Raw genomic sequence first — 19,737 nt, forward strand, 5'->3', positions numbered from 1 at the left:
CCGATGGACGATGGCAAGATCGGGGAGCACCTGCTAAGACTGGTGCAACTGTATCGAGATGGCCTTTATCTTTATCACCAGATATTGCAATGCCAATATAAAGAGATGGGCCTCACCATGTTGCAAGCGAAGATCATTCATCTGTTGAAGCGAGATGGTCCCCAGCCATTGGGCCAAGTGAGTCGAAGGTTGGATATGCCCAACAGCTCACTTAGTGAAATTGTTGACCGGTTGGAGGATAGGGGATTGTTGTGTCGCGAGCGGGATCAAAAAGACCGGCGGGTGGTACGGGTTCATTTGAGCCCGGCTTGCCTAAAGTGCTTAGAAGCGCTGGAGGAAAGGGAGGTCCAAATGTTGCGTCAGATGTGGCCTCATGCGGAGTTGGATGATATCTTCCTGTTGACTGAGAAATTGAGTCGGTTTGTGAAGATACTAAGCAAAACCATAGACAAGGGAGTAACAGTGAGATGAAACGCCTGACGATCCATTTGGTTATATGGACTTTTGTGCTTGTGGCGTTTGGCGGCGGGGGGTATTACTTTCAACAGCAAGCGCGGTATGTGATTACCGATCGTGCGCAAGTGTGGACGGATACCGTTCCCGTGGTGCCGCCGGCGGTTGGCAAGCTGACGGAGTGGACGGTTCACACTGGGGACCGGGTGGAGCGCGGTGCCCGGCTGGGCATGCAAGAAGCGACCCAACCGGGCGTTGCTGCCACTCCTATCACCTCACCCATTTCTGGTGTGGTGTTGCTGGCGCATGCTGTGCCGGGGCAAGTGGTGCCAGCTGGCCGTCCCCTGGCAGTGGTGGCAGATTTGTCCCAAACCCATGTGTTGGCCTATGTGGATGAAAAAGATGTGACTGACATCCGCCTAGGGCAATCCGTGGAGATCAAATTAGCCTCTGATAGAGGGCAAACAATGACCGGCCGTGTCGCAGAAATAGGCAAAAAGGCTGGCGACGATTCGGCCGGTAGATCAGAGCAAACCGAAGGAAAAACCGTTCAGTACGTGCCGGTTAAAATCACGGTGGATCAAGCCGTGGCAATGAAATTGATTCCAGGCGTGAATGCCAGCATCAAGCTGGAGCGCTCTTAAATATTACAAACGGAAGGTGAACAGATTGAAAACCGGGAGATTATTATTATTGAATGCCGTAATCTTCATTGTGATCGTGGCATTGGGCATTGGTGGATACAACTATTATTATAACGCCACCCATTTCATTGACACTGAAGACGCTCGGGTAGCGGGAGATATTGTATCGGTAGCAGCTCCGACCAGTGGCGTACTTGCGAATTGGAAAGGGAAAGAAGGAGAGCAAGTCACAAAAGGACAAGTGCTAGGCAATGTAATGGTAGGGAATCGGGCGACGGAGATTGTTTCTCCGATTGCAGGCACGATTGTGCAAAGTAAAGGAATCGATGGACAAATGGTAGCCCCAGGTCAAGTGATGGCTCAAGTCGTTGATTTGGGTCAACTGTATATTCAAGCCAATATTGAAGAAACAGAGATCAAAGATATACAGATTGGGCAAGAAGTAGATATTGTAGTCGATGCAGAAAAGGAAACGGAAATCGACGGGAAAGTCGTGCAAATTGGGAAAGCGACCAATTCGCTGTTTTCTTTGATGCCGCAACAATCGGCCAGTGGTGACTACACCAAAGTGGTACAGCGAATTCCGGTGAAGATCGAGATGGAGCGGTATCCGGATTCGTTGGTTCCAGGCCTGAGTGCGACGATTCGTATTCATAAGTGATATGGCCAAACGGTGCAGAAAGGAGGGAAACGATGGAAGACAAAAATAAATCAGGAATTGCCCAACATATCCCTTTGTTGTCGGTGTTAATGTTGGGGATGTTTTTGGCAGTGTTGAACCAAACCCTGCTCAATGTGGCGATCCCGCATTTGATCAATGAGTTTCATGTAGAAGCGACGACGGCGCAATGGTTGTTAACCGGATATATGTTGGTCAATGGGATTTTGGTTCCCTTGTCCGCGTATTTGATTGAGCGCTTTGGAGTTCGCGTCCTGTTTTTGGCAGCCATGGTGTTTTTCACTGGAGGTGCGCTGTTGTGCGGGATTGCCCCCAACTTTTCGACCATGTTGTTAGGGCGTTTGATCCAAGCCGTGGGCGGTGGGATTTTGATGCCGCTGGTCATGGTGATTATCTTGTCTGTCTTTCCTCCCGAAGCACGGGGGAAAGGCATGGGGATTTTTGGTCTGGGGATGATGTTCGCCCCCGCGGTGGGCCCCACATTGTCCGGTTGGGTGATTGAACACTACAGTTGGCGCATTTTGTTTAATGGCATGGTGCCATTAGGGACGCTGGTAATTGTGTTGGCGGCCTTCATGTTGCGTGATCCCCGCAAGCGGGAAAAACCGCGTTTCGATTTGTGGGGAACGCTTACCTCTTCACTCGGATTTGGTTTGTTGCTGTATGGGTTGAGCGAAGCCGGTACCAAGGATTGGGATCATCCGCTGGTGGTGGGATCGCTGGCGGTGGGGGCTTTTTCGATCTTTTTGTTTGTGGTGTTCCAATTGAAATCCTCAACACCTATGCTTGACTTTCGCGTGTTCACATACGATATGTTCACGTTGTCTACGGTGATCAGTGTGATTGTCACGATCGCGATGTTCGCAGGGATGTTTCTGTTGCCGATCTATCTCCAGAATCTACGCGGATTCACACCCCTGGAATCCGGCCTGCTCATGTTGCCGGGGGCGATCATCATGGGTGTTATGTCCCCTATTTCGGGATCGATGTTTGATAAGATTGGACCACGGCCCCTGGCGGTGTTGGGACTGTTCATCACCACAGTCACCACCTATGAATTTACCCATTTGACGTTGCAGACGAGTTATACCTTTATTTTGATTCTCAACATGGTGCGTTCGTTTGGGATGTCATTGTTGATGATGACGATCATGACTGCCGGATTGAATCAGTTGCCACCACAGTTGAACAGTCACGGAACGGCGATGTCCAATACATTTCGGCAAATAGCCGGTTCGATGGGGATCAGTGTGATGACCACCATTTTCTCGATGCGCACCCATTTCCACTTGGGCAAGTTGGGCGAGCAAATGAATGGGATGGATCCGGTGTTCAGCCAGGCTTTTTATGATAAGGCGAGTGAAGTGGCTAGCGCGACAGGTTTGCCGATCGCTAATGCTCAGGAAACAGTCGCCTCGCTTTTGGTGGGGAAAGCCAACCAGATGGCGGCGGTCATGGGAATCAACGACGCTTTTTGGTGGGCAACTGGATTTGCTCTGATTGGAATGATTTTGAGCTTTTTTATGAGGGATGTACGGAAAGATCAGCACAAGACAACATAGTCACATCAGAGAAAGGTAAGCGGCGGATAAAGAGAAAGACCGCATTTACAAAATGCGGTCTCAGTAAGAGAGGCTGACTGAGGTGTCTGGGTGAATCTGTTCTAGACAAACGAATTTTATATAAAACTTGTTACAAATGTTATACAAAAGCTTATAAAAATGTGCATAAATCAAGAAACCTACCCGTTTATTGGATGGGGGCTTGTGTGTTTACATCCTCTTCATTTGCCGGTTTCAATGGAAAGATGAGTCGGATCACGGTCCCCTCCCCCACGCGGCTTTCCGCTTTCACTCGACCCCCCATGGCTTCCACCATGTTTTTGACCAATGCGAGGCCTAGTCCGGCGCCTTGTGAGTGGCGCCCGGATTTTCCCCTGTAATACCGCTCAAAGATGTAAGGGAGATCTTCCTCGGGGATTCCGCTTCCTGTATCGATCACTTCAATTGTCAATTCGGTGCCGTTTGTCTGGCAGGACAGCATGATCATCGCTCCTTCTGGGGTGTGGCGCAAAGCGTTGCGCAACAGGTTTTGCAGGATTTGTTCCAGAATCTTGGCATCGGCTTGGATCGGTGGAAGATTTGGTCCCAGATCCAATTCCATAGCGATTTTCTTTTTTTGCCAAGCGATACGGGAAAATCCGGCGTGCAATTGCTTTAAGAGAGGCGGAATCTCGCACGTTTCGATCTCCAACGTTGATTCCAGTGATTGTTTGTCATCTTGAATCGCAGCAGAAAACAGTTCATCAATTAATTGTTTTAGGCGAATGGTTTCCCGTTTCAACAGGGCGATGTCCACCGGCTCATTCCCTTCCGGTTGCTGATCCAGTAGCTCCAAGTAGCCGAGCAGGATGGCAATAGGATTCCGCAATTCATGGGAGACATCAGCTACAAATTCCCGTTTCCCCATCAATAAATTTTCCACTTGCCGTTTCTCTTTTGCCAAATGGTTCGTCGTTTCTTCCAGGCTGGCGGCCACTTGATTAAGTTGCTGGCTTAACACGCCTAATTCGTCTTGTTGTTGGTCTTTGATCCGGGCTGATAATTTGCCAGTAGACCAAGCGTGTGCCGCCAACGCCACCTCGCCGATGCGGAGTGTAAGCGGTTTGGCACGCAGATAGGCGAAGGGCAGCGCAAGCAGAAAAGCGACGCCGATCGTCAACAAGATCAATGGAATAGAGAGCAATAAAAAGAGAGACATGACCAATACTACTGTGTCCACATAAAAGAAATCATCAAACTTAATGATTTGGCACACCACGCCGACGACGGTTCCTTTATCGCCGCGCACGGGTGCTCCGGTCATATGTATGCTCCCGCTTTTGATGGGAATGCTGTCCATCTTCCCTTTGCGCACAATTTGTTTCACAAATTTCTTTTCTTCATCGGAAACAGGCGGAACTGCCGGTTCTTTGGATGGTTTGTGGTGGCAGTTTGAGGCTAACAATCGGCCTTGCCTGTCGTAAATTCGCCAGTGCCGTTCCAGTTTGTACGTGGTGTACTTGAAGATCACCTGATCCCAAGCGGTTTCCGGAACGTGTTTGATCCACTCGGGGAGTTGGGCGATTAAGCGAGTTGAACTCATCATGGGTGCTGCCATGGTTGCCATTTTTTCCGTTTCTTGCTCGCCGCGGACCACTTGTGGAATGAAAAAAGAAAGGATGTAGAACAAAACCACGCAGATCAACAGGATGACCAGAAACAAGAATAACGAAATGTGAGACAATGTCATCTGTCTGACTAAGCGGTTGGAAGCCCATTGCCACAGCCGATTGAGCAACAGGAATAAGAGTCGAAATGTAAGAAACATAGCAAATGCTAAAAACAACACAAATAGAATATCTTCAAGCGGCTCCTGGTTTTGGTAGAGCAACTCGGAGTATTGCCGGTAGATGGAGGAGCGGGCCAACAGCTGTTCCATGATCCATTCGGTGACGATGACAATCCCCAAGTAGGGCAAGAGGAAGTTCAACCATTTCCGCGCGCCGTCCAGCCCTCTGCCCCCGCTCCGCAGGCGGTAAGCAGGCCACATGCTCATCCATAATTCAGGTATGAAGGTCAGTACATAGACAATAGCTAATTCGTTCAGCGTATCGATATTCCATATGATTAAAATGAGATATAGCAAAATAAAAGGGCAAAAAGCTTCGATCAGCGTGCGCTTGACCGTGGCTGTTTTAAATCCTCTCGGCTGCAAAGGGTTCCCTCCCTTCGGGCTGTTTGCGTCTCTGGTCATTCCTTGGATCAAGAATCGTTTTTGTCGGCAACGAATTTATACCCGGTTCCCCATACAGTTTGTAATGAAGCAGAGTAAGGTTTCAATTTGCTTCGCAGACGAGAAATGTGCGTGTCGACGGTGCGGTCGAATCCCTCATATGTAATGTCCCACACTTTCTCCAACAAGTACTTGCGGCTGAACACACGTCCTGGATGCTTGAGGAAAAGGTAGAGGAGCTCGTATTCTTTAGGAGTGAGATCAAGCAGACGTTGATCGATGGATACTTCTCTTTTTTCCGGATCAAGTTGGATGAACCCATAGTCCAATTTCTGCGGCGTATGAATAGGAGAGGTTCCTGGCTGGTGCATCATGGCCATCCGCCGCAATAAAGACCGCACCCTTGCCCGTAGTTCCCCCATGCTAAACGGTTTTGTCATATAATCATCCGCTCCGACATCCAGTCCCCAAATTCGCTCCATTTCATGTCCCCGCGCGGTGAGCATGATCACGGGAACGACCGAAGACTCACGCATTTTCCGGCAGATTTCCACTCCTTCCATATCAGGCAGGTTCCAATCCAAAATCACTAAATCAGGCTGTTTCTTCTGCCACAACTCCATTCCCGCTTGACCATCGGAGGCAATGAGGGTGTCATGCATATCCAGATGCAAATGCCGGGCGATCAGATGGGACAAATCGCTTTCGTCTTCCACTATCAATATGGTCGCCATTTGTTTCCACCTCCTGTAAACCGTGATCGGTCAATTAATTTCAGAAAATTGGACAAAGGGGTTTGCCGAGTCATTAAAGTTTGTTTCTTTCCTCATGGTACCGGAGCAGAATCGGATATTCAATCATTAATGGTATGTTTCCCTTTTTATACAACAGTTTCTATAAGCATTAGAAAAAGTTTTGTAATATGTAATGAATATAATGGGTTGGTTACGCAAGGAGGGCAAACTGCCCACATTTAGATAGATATGGGAGGGAAGCCTAGTGCAGTTTATCGGCTGGGCATTGAGCTTGATCTTGATTTCAACCGCGTTATCGCCTGTGCCGCAACAAACGTATGCAGCGGGAAAGGATGACTACACCCTGATGGTGTACATGGTGGGGTCTGACTTGGAAAGTGGTAGCGGTTTTGCAAGCAAAGATCTGCAGGAAATGATGAAAGTCGGATCGACACAAAAAACTAACGTGATCGTAGAAACCGGAGGTTCCAACCAATGGAGACAAAAGGGGATCAGCAATAAATACAATCAACGTTGGTTAGTCAACAAAGGGAAGCTTCAACTCTTAAAGAAATTGGAAAATCGGGACATGGGGAAATCGAGCACATTGAGCGATTTTATTACATGGACGGTAAAAAATTATCCAGCTAAAAAGTACGCCATCGTCTTTTGGAACCACGGTTCAGGAGCGGTGCAGGGGTATGGTGCGGATGAATTGCACAATTACAACGCGCTGAGGCTGAACGAATTGCGACAGGCATTTGAGACCGCCCGCAAAAAAACAAATGTCCAATTTGACTTGATCGGATTTGATGCTTGCCTGATGGCCAGCTTGGAAATCGGTCAATTGCTACAGCCGTATGGAAAATATTTGGTTGCTTCTGAAGAGTTGGAACCGGGCCATGGTTGGAACTATACTCCCATTGTTAATGCCATTGCAAAAAATGGTGCCATCACTGGGGACCGATTGGGAAAAGTGATCTTGGACGGCTTTAAAAAGCAGGCGCAAGCAGAAGAGACGGTGGAAGATATCACTTTATCAGTGGTTGATTTGGCCAAGCTAAACCCGGTGGTCACTGCGTTCAGAGACTTGGTAAAAGCGATGAATGCAGATGTTGGGAAAGTGGAGCAAGTGAAATGGATCGCAAAGCAACGTTACATCACTGAGGACTATGGGGATGTGGGAGGAGAGGGCAGTTCTGATATGGCTGACTTGGCCGATCTGGCGGCTAATTTGTCCGCGCGGTATCCGAAACAATCGGCTGCGGTGGCCAAGGCTATCAAGAATGCGGTGAAGCATAACCTCAACAGTCCGGGAAATGCCAAAGCTAAAGGCATTTCCATCTATTTTCCGTCCAAAGACAAGACACATTTCAAACGCAATCTGAATATATATGACAAATATGACATCAATCCCACTTATGAGACGTTCTTAGGCTCTTACATCAACCACTTGTTGAAAAAGAAGAGTGGTATCAAATTCAACAGCGCCACCCCGCGGGCTAAGAAAGAGGTGTCTCCGGCCGGGTATGGGCCCACAGTGGAAGTAAAAGTAAACCAAGAGCAAGCCACTTCCATTGTGGATGTGCAGGGTGTGCTGAGCCTAGCGGTGTCAGGTGCAAAAGACAAAGTGCGCCTTTTGGGGATCCAGGGAGATCAAGTTGGGTTGGATGACAAATCAGGAACCATCCGTGGGCGCTGGGCGAATGCTTGGCCTACGCTGGGTGGGGAGTATGTGCCCATGAAAGAGTTGAATAAACAAGGAAACTATGTCATTTATGCGATTCCGGCCGAATTGAACGATGAGGACATGGAGCTGATTGTTCTGTTTAACCAATCGGGACAATCATATGAAGTGTTGGGTGGATGGCGCGGCATTGACGCGGAAACAGGCGTGGCCGACCGCAATTTGACCCCCATCCAATCAGGAGACAAGTTGACCCTCATGTATCTAGAATATGATAAGAAGACAGCCCAAACCAAAATGGTGGCAGGCAAAACATTTGTTGTGTCGCAAGGTTTGCAGGTGGAGACCAAGCCATTGCCCAAAGGGAGATACGCCTACGGGTTTTATCTCACTGATTACACGCAACAATCAGTTTTGTCCGATCTGACGCCAATCAAATAAGTGAGCGATGGAGATAAGCTCCCTGATAACCCAGGGAGCTTTTTATATGGTTATAAGTGATCATCGCGTGATTTGGGTAGTGGCCCAATTGACTTTACATTAAGTAATCGGTCCAAGCCTATTTATCCCTCGCCCATGGCACGTTGCCCCATCTATCCCTTGATACTTAGGGGATAAAACCGGGTGTTGCCTTTATTTCTGCCACCCAAAATATGGAGGGATATTTCCTGTTTAATTTACCTTATTAAGGTATCAATGTATTATTTTCGGCACCTTTCATCCTCATTTGCTCGTTTTTCAGGGTTAATAAGCACAATAAAACACCAAATAACAATCATAAAAATATACATATTATTTAGTTATTTTATCAAATAGTATACTTTTCATATTTTAAGTTGATAGTTTTGTCATCAAAATGGGGAGATCAAGTTGGAGACGAACCCATCGCGAGCGATATGAAGCGGGTAACGTTCTTAATTTATATGGTTTTTGTAGAGATAATTCAGATGAGATTTTCTCAGGTGGTGAGTTCGCCTCAGGGTGGGTATTCAGTTGAAGTTCGTGATGTATTTAAAAATTAATTTTATTATTAAATAGCATATTTTATCCAAGGTGCTTTATAGAAGTGATGGAAATTCATTTCTTAAAGTGTGTATTTTTCCTTATCAAAGCAGGATGTTGAAAAAGCCACGGATGTTAAGTATCCGTGGCGTCATGATTTAGATGTGTGTAGTGAGGGTTGTTGGGCGGCAATGCCGCTATGTGGTTAAAAAGGTGTCTGATCAAGTTGCCGCGCCTGGGCACCGGAAAGGCACGGAGACAGCTCGACGAGGTCGATTGCGATGCCCAGTTTTTCATATAAGCGCCGGAAGTAGGATGCCGCTTGTTGGACGTTTTCGCAGGCGGCCAAGAGTGTTGGCCCGGCACCGCTCAAGGCCACGCCATACGCCCCGTGATGCCGTGCTTCTGCAATCGCTTCTTGCAATCCAGGCACGAGCGGAAGCCGATAAGGCTGATGAAACAAATCATTCATCGCTACGGAAAGGAATTCCCATCGTTTTTGTAACAAGGCGGCTACCAGCAGATTGGCCCGGCTACTTGATAGGATGGCATCTTCTTTGGAATAGGACGCAGGCAACACGCGGCGAGCCTGTTCGGTGAAGAGCATTTGTTGCGGGATGACGGCTAAAAACGGCAAATCAGGGGGAGGGCAAGGGAGGATGTGAGCCTGTTCTTCGTCCCAGGTGCCGACCACCATTCCACCGTAAAGGGAGGCCCCCACATTGTCGGGATGCCCCTCCCACCGTATGGCGCGTTGTAACAACTCCTGTTTGGACCACTTTTCACCTAACATCCGGTTGGCGGCCAGGTAAGCGCCGACGATGGCTGCCGCGCTACTGCCGAGTCCCCGTGCCAAAGGGATTTCGTTTTCGATCTCCAATGTGAAGGGGGGAAGTTCTGTCTGGGCTTCCGCAAATGCCTGTTTCATCACGTTGATGACCAGGTTGTTCTCATCCAGGGGAATATCCTTTCCTGCTCCGGAGACGACACGAATGTGTAAGTGGGTGGCAGGCGAAAAACGCAAACGCAGATAACGATTAAACGCCAACCCGACTGAGTCGAACCCGGGACCTAGATTGGCGGTGCTACAAGGAACAGATACTTCAAAAGGAGCGAACGACATCATCGCGTAAGACCCCTCTCCATGACGACATGCTGAAGAATCGCTTCTTTGCTACAGGGGATGACTTCCAGTTTGACATCGAGTGATTCCAAGGCGGTGGTAGGATCTTTCAATCCATTTCCGGTCAAGACGCATACAACGGTAGATCCAGCGGGCAAGCAGTCTTGACGGTGTTGTTTTATCACCCCGGCAACGGAGGCGGCGGAAGCCGGTTCGCAAAACACTCCCTCCATGCGGGCGATCATACGGTAGGCGTCCAAGATTTCCTCATCTGTCACACTGCCGATCAATCCTTTGGATTCTGTTGCGGCGGCCACGGCTGTTTGCCAGCTGGCGGGATTGCCGATACGGATGGCGGTAGCGATGGTTTCCGGATCTTCAATCGGCACTCCACGCACGATCGCGGCGGAACCTTCGGCTTCAAAGCCCCACATGATAGGCAGATGTTGGATGCGACGCGCTTGGGCGTATTCGTTAAAGCCTTTCCAGTATGCGGTGATGTTGCCGGCGTTGCCAACCGGGATGGCCAAGATGTCCGGAGCTTGTCCCAGTTGGTCGCACACTTCAAAAGCAGCCGTTTTTTGCCCTTCGATGCGATAAGGGTTGATCGAATTCACCAAGGTGATGGGATATTCATCAGTAATTTCGCGCACAAGCTCCAACGCCTGATCAAAATTTCCTTCCATCGCCAACACTTTGGCTCCGTACATGACAGCTTGGGATAGTTTCCCTAAGGCAATATGTTGATGGGGAACCACAACGTAACAGTCAAGCCCCAACTTAGCGGCATAGGCAGCGGCCGAAGCGGATGTGTTGCCGGTAGAGGCGCACATGACTGCCTGACTCCCTTCTTCTTTGGCCTTGGCTATGGCCAGAACCATGCCGCGGTCTTTAAACGAACCGGTGGGATTGGCCCCTTCAAATTTAAGGTACAGTTGAACACCGAGCTCCTGGGAGAGTCGGGCCGCGTGATAAAGCGGGGTTTCCCCTTCATATAAAGTCAAAGCGGGCGTCTGCTCTGTGACTGGCAAAAACGGACGGTATTTTTCCAAGATTCCTTGTCTCATTGCATCGATCCCCTTTTTTGATTGTGATCTGGTTGACATGGGCGATGTGACAATGTTCTTCTAGAAAATACATATGTTCATTCGTTGCGAACATTTTACCTTTGCTTGCATACTTCTTCAAGATATTTTTTGATAAAGATTTGTTGTGTTGTTGTTGCGTTTGGGGATAGGATAAGCAGCTTTTTATATTTGGGAACGTGTTACAAATAAGCGGGGAAGGAGTGCAACTTAGACTGGTTGAAAGGAGTCATATGAGGAAAGGGATAAATATCTGTTAGTAATTAGAAGTATGCGGAATAGAAATGGAATAAAGGCTTATTGATTGAACAGGCAGAATTAGGGTTTTTACTGGGAAAATAGGGATGGTTTAGTGAGTGATTCCACATTAGGGTGTAAACTGGGCACAATATATTGTGGATAATGTGGATAAGTATGTGGATATGTTGATTGAGCTGGGGATAAAGTTATGTTGTTTGTGGATGAATTTATTCTTTAAAGAACAAAACCTTCGGCTGGGGGGCAGGGAACATGGAGTCGGACGCAATCATTGAAAAAACGGTTGACTATGTGAAGGAAACACTGCGGCAACAAGAGGGAAGCCATGATTGGTTTCATATTGAACGGGTGTGGAAAAATGCGATCCGGTTGGGAAAGGCGGAACAGGCGGACATGTTGGTGGTTCAGTTGGCGGCACTGTTGCATGATATCGCTGACCACAAGTTTCACGGTGGAGATGAAACAGTGGGGCCCCGTATGGCTGAGGAATGGCTGACTGGATTAGGTGTGGATGAGGAAGTAGTAAGGCACGTTTCGCAGATCATCGCTGATCTCTCTTTTAAAGGTGCTCATGTTCAAACGAAGATGAAAACCAAAGAGGGCATGGTTGTCCAAGACGCGGATCGGTTGGATGCCATTGGGGCTATTGGGATCGCCCGCGCTTTCGCTTATGGGGGGTACAAGGGACAACCCCTGTATGATCCGGAGATCCAGCCGACACTCCATGCCTCGTTCGCGGAATACAAACAGGCTCAAAGCACGTCAGTCAACCATTTTTATGAGAAACTCCTGCTGTTGAAAGACCGGATGAATACGGAAACGGGAAGGAAGTTGGCTGAAGAGCGCCATGCGTTTATGGAACGGTTTTTGGAGGAATTACAACTGGAATGCGGAGTGTCTTTCATTCAGCCGAAGAGCGAAAGATCAGGCTTGGTTTGATGAAACGGGCCGCACGTCGGCCGATCGGGAGGGATCACCTTGAAAAAAGCGGTTTTGTTTTGGAGTGCAGGCATATGCGCTGTCGGGCTGTTGCTGTGGTGGGGGAATGAAGCGTTGCGTCCCTCGAAGCGGGGAATTACTATCATGGCGGAACCGATTGTAGCACAAACTCTGAAACAGATGACTCAGGATGCCGCCCTGATCGTGGTAGCAGTGCATCAAGGCGAGGTGGAGCGGCCATCGACTGGTTCTTCCATGCAGACCAAAGTATTTTCGTTTGAGGTTCGGGATACATTGAAGGGGGATGCGCCGGATAACATTTATGTGCGCGTGCCTTATCGCCATGTCGAGACATTGAGTGTGGATGGGGAAAAAGTGCAGGTGGCGCTGAAAAGACCGAAGTACATCGCACCCAAGACTGGCGAATCGATGGTATTGTTTTTGTCCCGGCGCGATGCTGACGGAACTTACTTACCGGCTTTTCAACCATTCATGATTGCACGGGATGGGCGAGGAGTGGCAAATCTTATGATCGGCAGAAACAACCAGTCCACTGTAGAGCTTTCAGATGGCACCCGTGTGACATTAAAAGAAGAGGTGCAGATTAAGGATGAGATAACGGGCCGATCCTTTGCAGAAGTGATCGAGGAGATTGAACTGTTGACAAAAAAACAGCCTGGTTCATAAAAACCAAGCCGTTTTTTGTCTTTAATCATCAAATTCTACTTCGAGCTCGAGGCCGTCTTCGTTTAGTTCCAACTCCACTTCGACACCGCCGATTTCAATTTCCAACTCGTTCTCATCCACTTCAATTTCAACATCGAACGGTTCAAATAAGCTCATCTTGTCGGCTCCTTCATCGTTGGAATTTGATACACTTCTATTATAGGTGATCAGTAGGGCGAGAGAAGAGGAGAATATTTAAAAATAAGCGAAAAGAAGCAGGCGGCGTATGACGGATATTACGCTACCAGTGAACGGTGATAATTTACGGCGTTAGGCTGTCCTAGTATAATAGGAAAAGAAATGAAACCATACTAATAGGGAGCCCTTCGGCCTGGGCTCCCTATTAGTATGAACAAGAGGGGGAGAGAAACGATATGAGCCCAGCGGTGATAGCGGTTACGGTCTTTTTAATTGTTTATGCATTTATTATCACTGAAAAATTGAATCGGGCTGTTGTGGCCTTGCTTGGTGCTTCTGCCGTCATTGTGTTGGGGATCTTGGACACGGAAAAAGCGTTTCACGAGTACATCGACTGGGAGACGATCATCCTTTTGATCGGGATGATGATCTTAGTGGGGATTATCAATAAAACGGGGATATTCCAATATCTCGCCGTGAAAACCGCTAAGCTGTCTGGAGGCAATCCGGTGCGCATCATGATTATGCTGTCGGCACTTACGGCGCTATTGTCAGCCTTTTTGGACAATGTGACCACCGTGCTGTTGATTGTTCCGGTGACGTTCTCCATCACTCGCATGCTGAAAGTGGATGTGATTCCCTTTTTAATCATGGAAGCGGTTGCGTCCAATATTGGGGGTACCGCTACGTTGATCGGTGATCCGCCCAACATCATTATCGGCTCTGCCAACAAGCATCTGACCTTCAATGATTTTCTGTTGAACTTGGCGCCGGTCGTGATCGTGATCATGGCGGTGGTGCTGTTGCTGGTGTACCTGATTTACCGTCGCCGGATGAAGGTAGATCAAGCGATGGTGACTGAGTTGATGAAATTGGATGAGAAGGCTTACATCACGGATCAGAAGTTGTTGATCAAATCCCTGATCGTGCTGGGCTTGACCATTTTGGGGTTTGTGCTTCACTCGGTCATTCACATCGAGGCGGCTGTGGTGGCTATGACTGGTGCCACGCTGTTGTTGCTGATCAGTGTGAAAGATGAAGATGTAGAAAAGGTGTTTGAATACGTGGAATGGCCCACCATCTTCTTCTTCGCTGGATTGTTTGTGCTGGTGGGAAGCTTGCAAGAAGTGGGTGTGATCAAGTTATTGGCTACCGAACTCTTGCGAGTGACTGGCGGAGATGTGTCGGTTGCCTCGGTGTTGATTTTATGGGTATCTGGCATTGCTTCCGCTTTTGTTGACAACATTCCTTTTGTGGCTACGATGATTCCGCTTATACAAGATATGATTGCAGGTCTTGGATTTGCCATCGACGGTCGGCAAGCTGACGCCTTGTGGTGGTCTTTGTCCCTGGGTGCTTGCCTTGGTGGGAACGGAACGATTATCGGCGCTTCCGCCAACGTGGTGGTGGCGGGCCTTGCCGCTAGGGAAAAACACGGTTTCAGCTTCTGGCAGTTTATGAAAATGGGTATGCCGATCATGTTGCTTTCCTTGGCCATTTCGCATCTGTATATCTATTTGCGTTACCTGATCCATTTTCAATAAGCCAAAACCGGTTTTAATTCGTTCGCAAACGGAAATCCCGTACCTGGGCAAGTTGTGGTAAAATGCACGAATACAGGAAAATTCGGCGCCGGCACAGTCCTTCGGCGGCTCAAGGGAGGATAAGAACAATGGAAGAGCGCAAAGCACGTGTTCGGGAACAGGCCAAGCAGTACCATGCTCAATTTAAAGGGCGACTCGATATGGAAGAGTATGCGGAAAATACGCAAGCTCGTTGCGAATTTTGCAATAAAAATGTGAAGCCGTGGGAGATCCGGATTGTGGCCGCGTCAGAAAAAGAACGATGGGCATGCCAGCCGTGTGTCGACCGAGAAGGTCTCACGCTTTCGAACAGCGATCAAGCGATCCAGTTCGAGGCAATCCGATTGGCCACCAAGTGGATTAGCATCCGGGGTTAAAAAAGGGTTTTTCGTCACTTCAACCCACCAACTTGATGCATCAGAACGTTCTAATAGTGATTGCAAAGAAAAATAGTGCAATCAAGATTGATTCTATATACTTGGATTATATATTCATCGTATTTCAGTAAAATATATCCACCCGTTGCGATGGCAAGGTACCTTGTGTTATGATAGAAACACCGCGCTAGATGGGGAGCTGGCGGTGCCCTGTAACCCGTAATCCGCCTTAACGGGGTTGAATTCCTATCTGAGGCGCATCTTGTGCGAGGTCTGGTCTGGATGATCAGTGTTGATAATTGGGTCCTACGCAACGAGGCCTTCCGAACCGTGTCAGGTCCTGACGGAAGCAGCACTAAGGGAGAATCCTCGTGTGCCGTAGGGGTGCCTGGTTTGAGCTGATGATCCAGTGCCCGCTCGGGCTGGGTGCGTCAAGGATAGGTGCGCGGCTACATAAGATGACGATAAGTCCAAGTTCCATTTTGGAGCTTGGGCTTTTTTGCGCTTTCCACCCTTCTTCGGCAAAAGGCAAAAAAGACTGATTTTTTTGAAGGAAGAAAGTGGAAAATGGCGAATTAAAAAATATCACAATTTAGACAAAAAAGTTCCAACATAAAAAGTGTCAGCCAAATGGAGGTGACTCGTGCCGATCGGGGCTCGTCCTGTTTTTCTGATTTTCATGGAGAGCGGGGAACCTTCCCTTGTCGGAACGTTGCGCATCCGTTGGGATCGGCGGCGACCATGCTAAGTAGCTGGTCCGAGGCGAAATCTTTCGAGAGAACCGTGTTCACGTAGGAAGAAGTTCAAGAGAAGAAGGGAAGCGACGATGTGGCGGTGCGATTATGATTAATATGAACATGAAATCTTTAACAGACCATGCTGATCCATCTTGCCAGTACCTTACTTTTTATCCGATGATAACGGTTGAGCGCATGGCCGCCCAGATGATGGCGAACATTCATCTTGGGGTGATTGTGCTGGATGAATGCAGCCAAGTGTTGGAACTCAATCCTGCGGCCGCCAAGCTGTTGAGATTGGATCGGGCGCGGGTGGTTTATCGATCATTTGAGGAATTGGTTGCCCAGTTGGGCTTGCAGGCACAAGAAAAGGAGCAATTGACTTCATTCGTGTACTCAGCCTGGGACGGACAGGAGATGGACTGGGTGTGGCATGATGAAGGGGAGGAGCGGTACTTTACGTTGCGTATGCAAGCGCTCAAAGATTATGAGCAACGGTTGGCTGGCTATATGCTGGTGATTGAAGATGTGACCGCACTCCGATTGTTGGAATTGCAAGTTCGGCGCAACAGCCGTTTGGCCACCATTGGGCAAATCGCGGCCGGTACGGCTCACGAGATTCGCAATCCCTTGACCGCCATTAAAGGATTTCTGCAAGTGATCCGGCATAAGTTAAAAGATAGCGGCCAAGGCAAAGAATGCGGCTATATCGATATCATGCTGAAAGAGATTGGGCGGATCAGCAATCTCGTCGGTGAGATCCTGCTCTTGAGCAAACCCCGCCAAACGGATTTGCGGGCTGTGAATGTGATCAAAGTCTTGAGAGAGATATTGCCCATCATTAAAAATGAGGCCTTATTGCATAATATAGATGTTTCTTTTGAAAAAAGCGTCTCTGCTCTTCCTGTTGTCATCGCCGACGGAGAGATGCTAAAGCAGGTTTTTCTTAATTTGAGCAAAAACGCCATCGAAGCGATGAAACGGGGTGGAAAGCTAAGCATCCGTTTGGCTACGATGGCAGAGGAACGGCAATTGCGTGTGGAGATCATCGATTCGGGGCCGGGGATTCCCGAAGAGGTACAAGAGAAGATATTTGAGCCTTTTTTTACCACGAAAGAGAATGGCACGGGGTTGGGGCTGCCCATTTGCAGGCAAATCCTGATGGAGTTGGGCGGGACGATCGAGCCGGATTCCAACGAGTCAGGCACGACGATGCGCTTTTATTTGCCTCTGGCTTGATCTGTGATTCTGTCAGAAGCACGACCAATGCTGGCGTGCTGGTGACCCCTTCCTATCCTGCTGTTACGGTTGATGACTGAACCCACTTGACGGTGGGTTTTTGTTTTTCCGAAGATGCCTTGTCTTTTGGAAAAAAGAGAATCGGTGTAGTATGATAAAAAGGATCATCAGATTTTGCCCCACATGGGGAAGGCTGGAGTGTTGGGTGTGTCCTATCGGGCATTATATCGGGTATGGAGATCGCAACGTTTTGAAGACTTGGTTGGGCAAGAACATGTGACAAAAACGCTGAAAAACGCTTTGAAGGAAAAGCATCTTTCGCATGCTTACCTCTTCAATGGCCCACGGGGGACAGGGAAGACCAGTGCCGCTAGGATTTTGGCTAAAGCGGTTAACTGTGTGCACGGCCCAGCACCTGAACCGTGCAATGAGTGCGAGGCGTGCAAGCGGATCACCGAGGGCGCGATGATGGACGTGGTGGAGATCGACGCCGCTTCCAACCGTGGAGTGGAAGAAATCCGCGAATTGCGGGATAAAGTGAAATATGCCCCAACGGAAGTTCGTTACAAGGTGTACATCATCGACGAGGTTCATATGTTGACGACAGAGGCGTTCAATGCCTTGTTGAAGACATTGGAAGAACCTCCAGCGCACGTCATTTTCATTTTAGCTACGACGGAACCGCACAAACTCCCTCCGACGATCATTTCCCGTTGCCAGCGTTTCTCTTTCCGCCGCATTTCTTTTGAGCTGATTGTCGCCCATATGAAAGTAATCTGTGAGTCGATGGGAGTGTCCTATGACGACACAGCCCTGTACGCAGTGGCGCGAGCGGCGGACGGCGGCATGCGCGATGCCTTGAGCTTATTGGATCAGGCCCTGGCTTTTGCTGAAAACCGGCTGGACGAACAAGCTGTTTTGGCTGTGACAGGAGCCGTTTCCAAAGAAATCATGTTGCGCATGCTCCAAGCAGTGGTAGACGGCTCCGTTTCGGAAGCGCTGAAGGCGTTGGATGAAGCCGTCACGGGCGGGATGGAGCCGGAGAAGCTGATTCAGGATTTGATTCAGGCGGTTCGGGATGTCATGCTGTTTAAAACGGCACCGCAGTTGGATGTTGTCAAATCAAGCCTGGGATACAGTGATTTGCTTCCCCGTTTGGGCCAACAGTTGTCCATAGACCGTTTGACGCAGATGTTGGATTTGTTGCTCCATTACCAGCAGCAGATGAAATGGGTCGCACATCCCCGGGTTGTGCTGGAAATGGCGATGCTTCGCCTCAGCGATACGGGTAGGCAGGAGCAGAAAGCGGTTGCTTCGGCTCCACTTGCCCAATTGGAAGAACGGATTCGTGAGTTGGAGCAAGCCTTGCGCACGTTGCAAACGGTTCCCCCCGCACCCGTTGAACGGGCAACGCCAGCTCCGGCAGCACATCCCAAACCTGCTGCCGCGGCCAAAAGCCAACCGCGGTTGACTGCTCTGACCGAACAGTGGGTCACTTTGCTGTCTTCTGAGAAACTGAAAGAAATTAAGCGCGCTTGGCCGGAAGTGTTGTACCGGGTCAAAGAAGAGAAAATCATGGTGCATGCCTGGCTGGTGGACGGCGAAGTAGTGGGGGCGACAAAAGACACGGTTGTGTTGGCTTTCCGTAGCAAGATCCATTGCGAGACGGTGGAAAATAAGCACAAAGATTTGATTCAGCAGGTAATGGCGCAAGTGTTTGGAACGCCAATGCGGTTGAAAACCATCATGATGCCGGAATGGCAGGAATTTGTGGCCCGCCATGGCAAACAACGGGAAACACAGCCGAATGAATCTGCGGAATCCGGCGGAGAAGATGATATTATTAAGAAGGCCATCGACTTGTTTGGTGAGCGATTGGTAAAGGTAATTGACCAAAACTAGTGTGGGAGGAACAGTCCTTATGATGCGAAACAACATGAATCAAATGATGAAACAAGTAAAAAAAATGCAACAGGAAATGGCTAAAGCGCAACAAGAACTGGAGCACAAAGAAGTTACCGGCACTGCAGGCGGCGGTGTGGTCAAAGTGACTGTGAACGGGCACAAACAGTTGCGGGGGATTGAAATCGCGCCGGAAGTGGTTGATCCCGATGACGTGGAAATGTTGCAAGATCTGATTACGGCCGCTTTTAATGATGCGATGAAGCAAGCTGACGAGTTGTTGGCGAAAGATCTGGGTAAGTTTACTGGTGGAATGAACATTCCCGGACTGTTTTAGTAAAAGCTAGGGGTGGCGAACGTTGTATGTGCCTGAACCAATATCAAAACTGATCGAAGGATTCATGCGGTTGCCGGGGATTGGCCCCAAAACAGCGCAGAGATTGGCGTTTTACGTATTGACGATGGAAGAGGATGACGTGTTGGATTTGGCCAAAGCCTTGGTTCGGGCCAAACGCGATCTGCATACTTGTTCGGTCTGCGGAAATATTACTGATCATGACCCATGCTATATATGTTCGGATAAACAGCGGGATCGGTCGGTTATTTGCGTGGTTCAGGACACCAAAGATTTGATGGCGATGGAACGCACGCGTGAGT

At 48.9% G+C, this 19,737-nt stretch carries 18 protein-coding genes and 1 other RNA gene (1 of these 19 running past the window's edge); 14 read left to right on the plus strand and 5 right to left on the minus strand.

The genetic code is table 11. The annotated features are described in order from the left end of the window. Positions 1–3: 3 nt before the first annotated feature. Genes NYR52_RS00410 through NYR52_RS00425 form a run of 4 tightly spaced genes read left to right on the plus strand, consistent with a single transcriptional unit; the run spans position 4 to position 3,338 of the window. Entirely contained in the window at positions 4–471 is a 468-nt protein-coding gene (locus tag NYR52_RS00410; protein WP_259436091.1) for a MarR family winged helix-turn-helix transcriptional regulator, read from the plus strand. Beyond that, complete coding sequence (locus NYR52_RS00415) at positions 468–1,097, plus strand: HlyD family efflux transporter periplasmic adaptor subunit (protein WP_259436092.1); 630 nt, start codon at positions 468–470, stop codon at positions 1,095–1,097. The genes NYR52_RS00410 and NYR52_RS00415 overlap by 4 nt, the downstream gene beginning before the upstream one ends. 49 nt (positions 1,098–1,146) lie before the next feature. After that, positions 1,147–1,758, plus strand: coding sequence for a biotin/lipoyl-containing protein (locus tag NYR52_RS00420; RefSeq protein WP_246026910.1), 612 nt, complete (start codon positions 1,147–1,149; stop codon positions 1,756–1,758). Positions 1,759–1,790: 32 nt separating this feature from the next. Then, positions 1,791–3,338, plus strand: a complete 1,548-nt coding sequence (locus tag NYR52_RS00425) for a DHA2 family efflux MFS transporter permease subunit (RefSeq protein ID WP_132221969.1) — start codon at positions 1,791–1,793, stop codon at positions 3,336–3,338. 187 nt (positions 3,339–3,525) lie between these two features. Here the strand turns inward: NYR52_RS00425 and NYR52_RS00430 are convergent, their stop codons facing one another. Both NYR52_RS00430 and NYR52_RS00435 read right to left on the minus strand, forming a co-directional pair. Beyond that, a complete protein-coding gene (locus tag NYR52_RS00430) occupies positions 3,526–5,532 on the minus strand; it encodes a sensor histidine kinase (protein ID WP_259436093.1) in 2,007 nt (668 codons plus the stop codon). Positions 5,533–5,579: 47 nt separating this feature from the next. Then, positions 5,580–6,284, minus strand: a complete 705-nt coding sequence (locus NYR52_RS00435) for a response regulator transcription factor (RefSeq protein ID WP_022735719.1) — start codon at positions 6,282–6,284, stop codon at positions 5,580–5,582. Positions 6,285–6,549: 265 nt separating this feature from the next. On the opposite strand from NYR52_RS00435, the gene NYR52_RS00440 reads away from it, so the two are divergent. Further along, a complete protein-coding gene (locus NYR52_RS00440) occupies positions 6,550–8,412 on the plus strand; it encodes a clostripain-related cysteine peptidase (protein ID WP_259436094.1) in 1,863 nt (620 codons plus the stop codon). 766 nt (positions 8,413–9,178) lie between these two features. On the opposite strand, the gene thrB is transcribed toward NYR52_RS00440, so the two are convergent. Further along, positions 9,179–10,099, minus strand: a complete 921-nt coding sequence (thrB, locus tag NYR52_RS00445) for a homoserine kinase (protein WP_259436095.1) — start codon at positions 10,097–10,099, stop codon at positions 9,179–9,181. Further along, complete coding sequence (thrC, locus tag NYR52_RS00450) at positions 10,096–11,163, minus strand: threonine synthase (protein WP_259436096.1); 1,068 nt, start codon at positions 11,161–11,163, stop codon at positions 10,096–10,098. The genes thrB and thrC overlap by 4 nt, the downstream gene beginning before the upstream one ends. 528 nt (positions 11,164–11,691) lie before the next feature. Here thrC and NYR52_RS00455 point away from each other — a divergent pair. Both NYR52_RS00455 and NYR52_RS00460 read left to right on the plus strand, forming a co-directional pair. Continuing rightward, positions 11,692–12,378 (plus strand): HD domain-containing protein, encoded by a 687-nt coding sequence (locus NYR52_RS00455; RefSeq protein ID WP_259436097.1) that lies wholly within the window; start codon positions 11,692–11,694, stop codon positions 12,376–12,378. Between the two features lie 39 nt (positions 12,379–12,417). Next, positions 12,418–13,065, plus strand: coding sequence for a hypothetical protein (locus tag NYR52_RS00460; RefSeq protein ID WP_259436098.1), 648 nt, complete (start codon positions 12,418–12,420; stop codon positions 13,063–13,065). Positions 13,066–13,086: 21 nt separating this feature from the next. Here the strand turns inward: NYR52_RS00460 and NYR52_RS00465 are convergent, their stop codons facing one another. Continuing rightward, on the minus strand, positions 13,087–13,221 hold the full coding sequence (locus tag NYR52_RS00465; protein ID WP_259436099.1) for a hypothetical protein: 135 nt from the start codon (positions 13,219–13,221) through the stop codon (positions 13,087–13,089). Positions 13,222–13,478: 257 nt separating this feature from the next. Between NYR52_RS00465 and NYR52_RS00470 the strand changes: the two genes are divergently transcribed. From NYR52_RS00470 to recR, 7 genes are all read left to right on the plus strand, one after another. After that, on the plus strand, positions 13,479–14,786 hold the full coding sequence (locus tag NYR52_RS00470) for an ArsB/NhaD family transporter (RefSeq protein ID WP_259436100.1): 1,308 nt from the start codon (positions 13,479–13,481) through the stop codon (positions 14,784–14,786). A 128-nt stretch (positions 14,787–14,914) separates the two neighbouring features. After that, positions 14,915–15,202 carry a hypothetical protein gene (locus NYR52_RS00475; protein ID WP_022735712.1) on the plus strand — a complete coding sequence of 96 codons (288 nt, stop codon included), beginning with the start codon at positions 14,915–14,917 and terminating at the stop codon, positions 15,200–15,202. Between the two features lie 182 nt (positions 15,203–15,384). Then, positions 15,385–15,651: signal recognition particle sRNA large type (gene ffs / locus NYR52_RS00480), an RNA gene on the plus strand. Between the two features lie 393 nt (positions 15,652–16,044). After that, positions 16,045–17,178, plus strand: a complete 1,134-nt coding sequence (locus NYR52_RS00485) for a two-component system sensor histidine kinase NtrB (RefSeq protein ID WP_132221986.1) — start codon at positions 16,045–16,047, stop codon at positions 17,176–17,178. Between the two features lie 207 nt (positions 17,179–17,385). Beyond that, complete coding sequence (dnaX, locus tag NYR52_RS00490) at positions 17,386–19,080, plus strand: DNA polymerase III subunit gamma/tau (RefSeq protein ID WP_132222066.1); 1,695 nt, start codon at positions 17,386–17,388, stop codon at positions 19,078–19,080. Positions 19,081–19,102: 22 nt separating this feature from the next. Then, entirely contained in the window at positions 19,103–19,417 is a 315-nt protein-coding gene (locus NYR52_RS00495; RefSeq protein ID WP_132222068.1) for a YbaB/EbfC family nucleoid-associated protein, read from the plus strand. 22 nt (positions 19,418–19,439) lie between these two features. After that, positions 19,440–19,737, plus strand: the 5' portion of a protein-coding gene (gene recR, locus NYR52_RS00500; protein ID WP_022735706.1) for a recombination mediator RecR. The gene runs 299 nt beyond the window's last position; only the first 298 of its 597 coding nucleotides appear in the window; its start codon is at positions 19,440–19,442; its stop codon lies off the right edge, out of view.

Origin of the sequence: Laceyella sacchari, assembly GCF_024927925.1 — a bacterium.
Lineage (GTDB): Bacteria > Bacillota > Bacilli > Thermoactinomycetales > Thermoactinomycetaceae > Laceyella > Laceyella sacchari.

Excerpts from the sequence above, each read along its gene's own strand:
- NYR52_RS00455 (WP_259436097.1), top strand. The coding sequence starts at position 11,692 with ATGGAGTCGGACGCAATCATTGAAAAAACGGTTGACTATGTGAAGGAA.
- NYR52_RS00410 (WP_259436091.1), top strand. The coding sequence starts at position 4 with ATGGACGATGGCAAGATCGGGGAGCACCTGCTAAGACTGGTGCAACTG.
- NYR52_RS00470 (WP_259436100.1), top strand. The coding sequence starts at position 13,479 with ATGAGCCCAGCGGTGATAGCGGTTACGGTCTTTTTAATTGTTTATGCA.
- NYR52_RS00435 (WP_022735719.1), bottom strand. The coding sequence starts at position 6,284 with ATGGCGACCATATTGATAGTGGAAGACGAAAGCGATTTGTCCCATCTG.
- NYR52_RS00415 (WP_259436092.1), top strand. The coding sequence starts at position 468 with ATGAAACGCCTGACGATCCATTTGGTTATATGGACTTTTGTGCTTGTG.
- NYR52_RS00495 (WP_132222068.1), top strand. The coding sequence starts at position 19,103 with ATGCGAAACAACATGAATCAAATGATGAAACAAGTAAAAAAAATGCAA.
- NYR52_RS00475 (WP_022735712.1), top strand. The coding sequence starts at position 14,915 with ATGGAAGAGCGCAAAGCACGTGTTCGGGAACAGGCCAAGCAGTACCAT.
- NYR52_RS00425 (WP_132221969.1), top strand. The coding sequence starts at position 1,791 with ATGGAAGACAAAAATAAATCAGGAATTGCCCAACATATCCCTTTGTTG.
- thrC (WP_259436096.1), bottom strand. The coding sequence starts at position 11,163 with ATGAGACAAGGAATCTTGGAAAAATACCGTCCGTTTTTGCCAGTCACA.
- NYR52_RS00465 (WP_259436099.1), bottom strand. The coding sequence starts at position 13,221 with ATGAGCTTATTTGAACCGTTCGATGTTGAAATTGAAGTGGATGAGAAC.
- thrB (WP_259436095.1), bottom strand. The coding sequence starts at position 10,099 with ATGATGTCGTTCGCTCCTTTTGAAGTATCTGTTCCTTGTAGCACCGCC.
- NYR52_RS00485 (WP_132221986.1), top strand. The coding sequence starts at position 16,045 with ATGATTAATATGAACATGAAATCTTTAACAGACCATGCTGATCCATCT.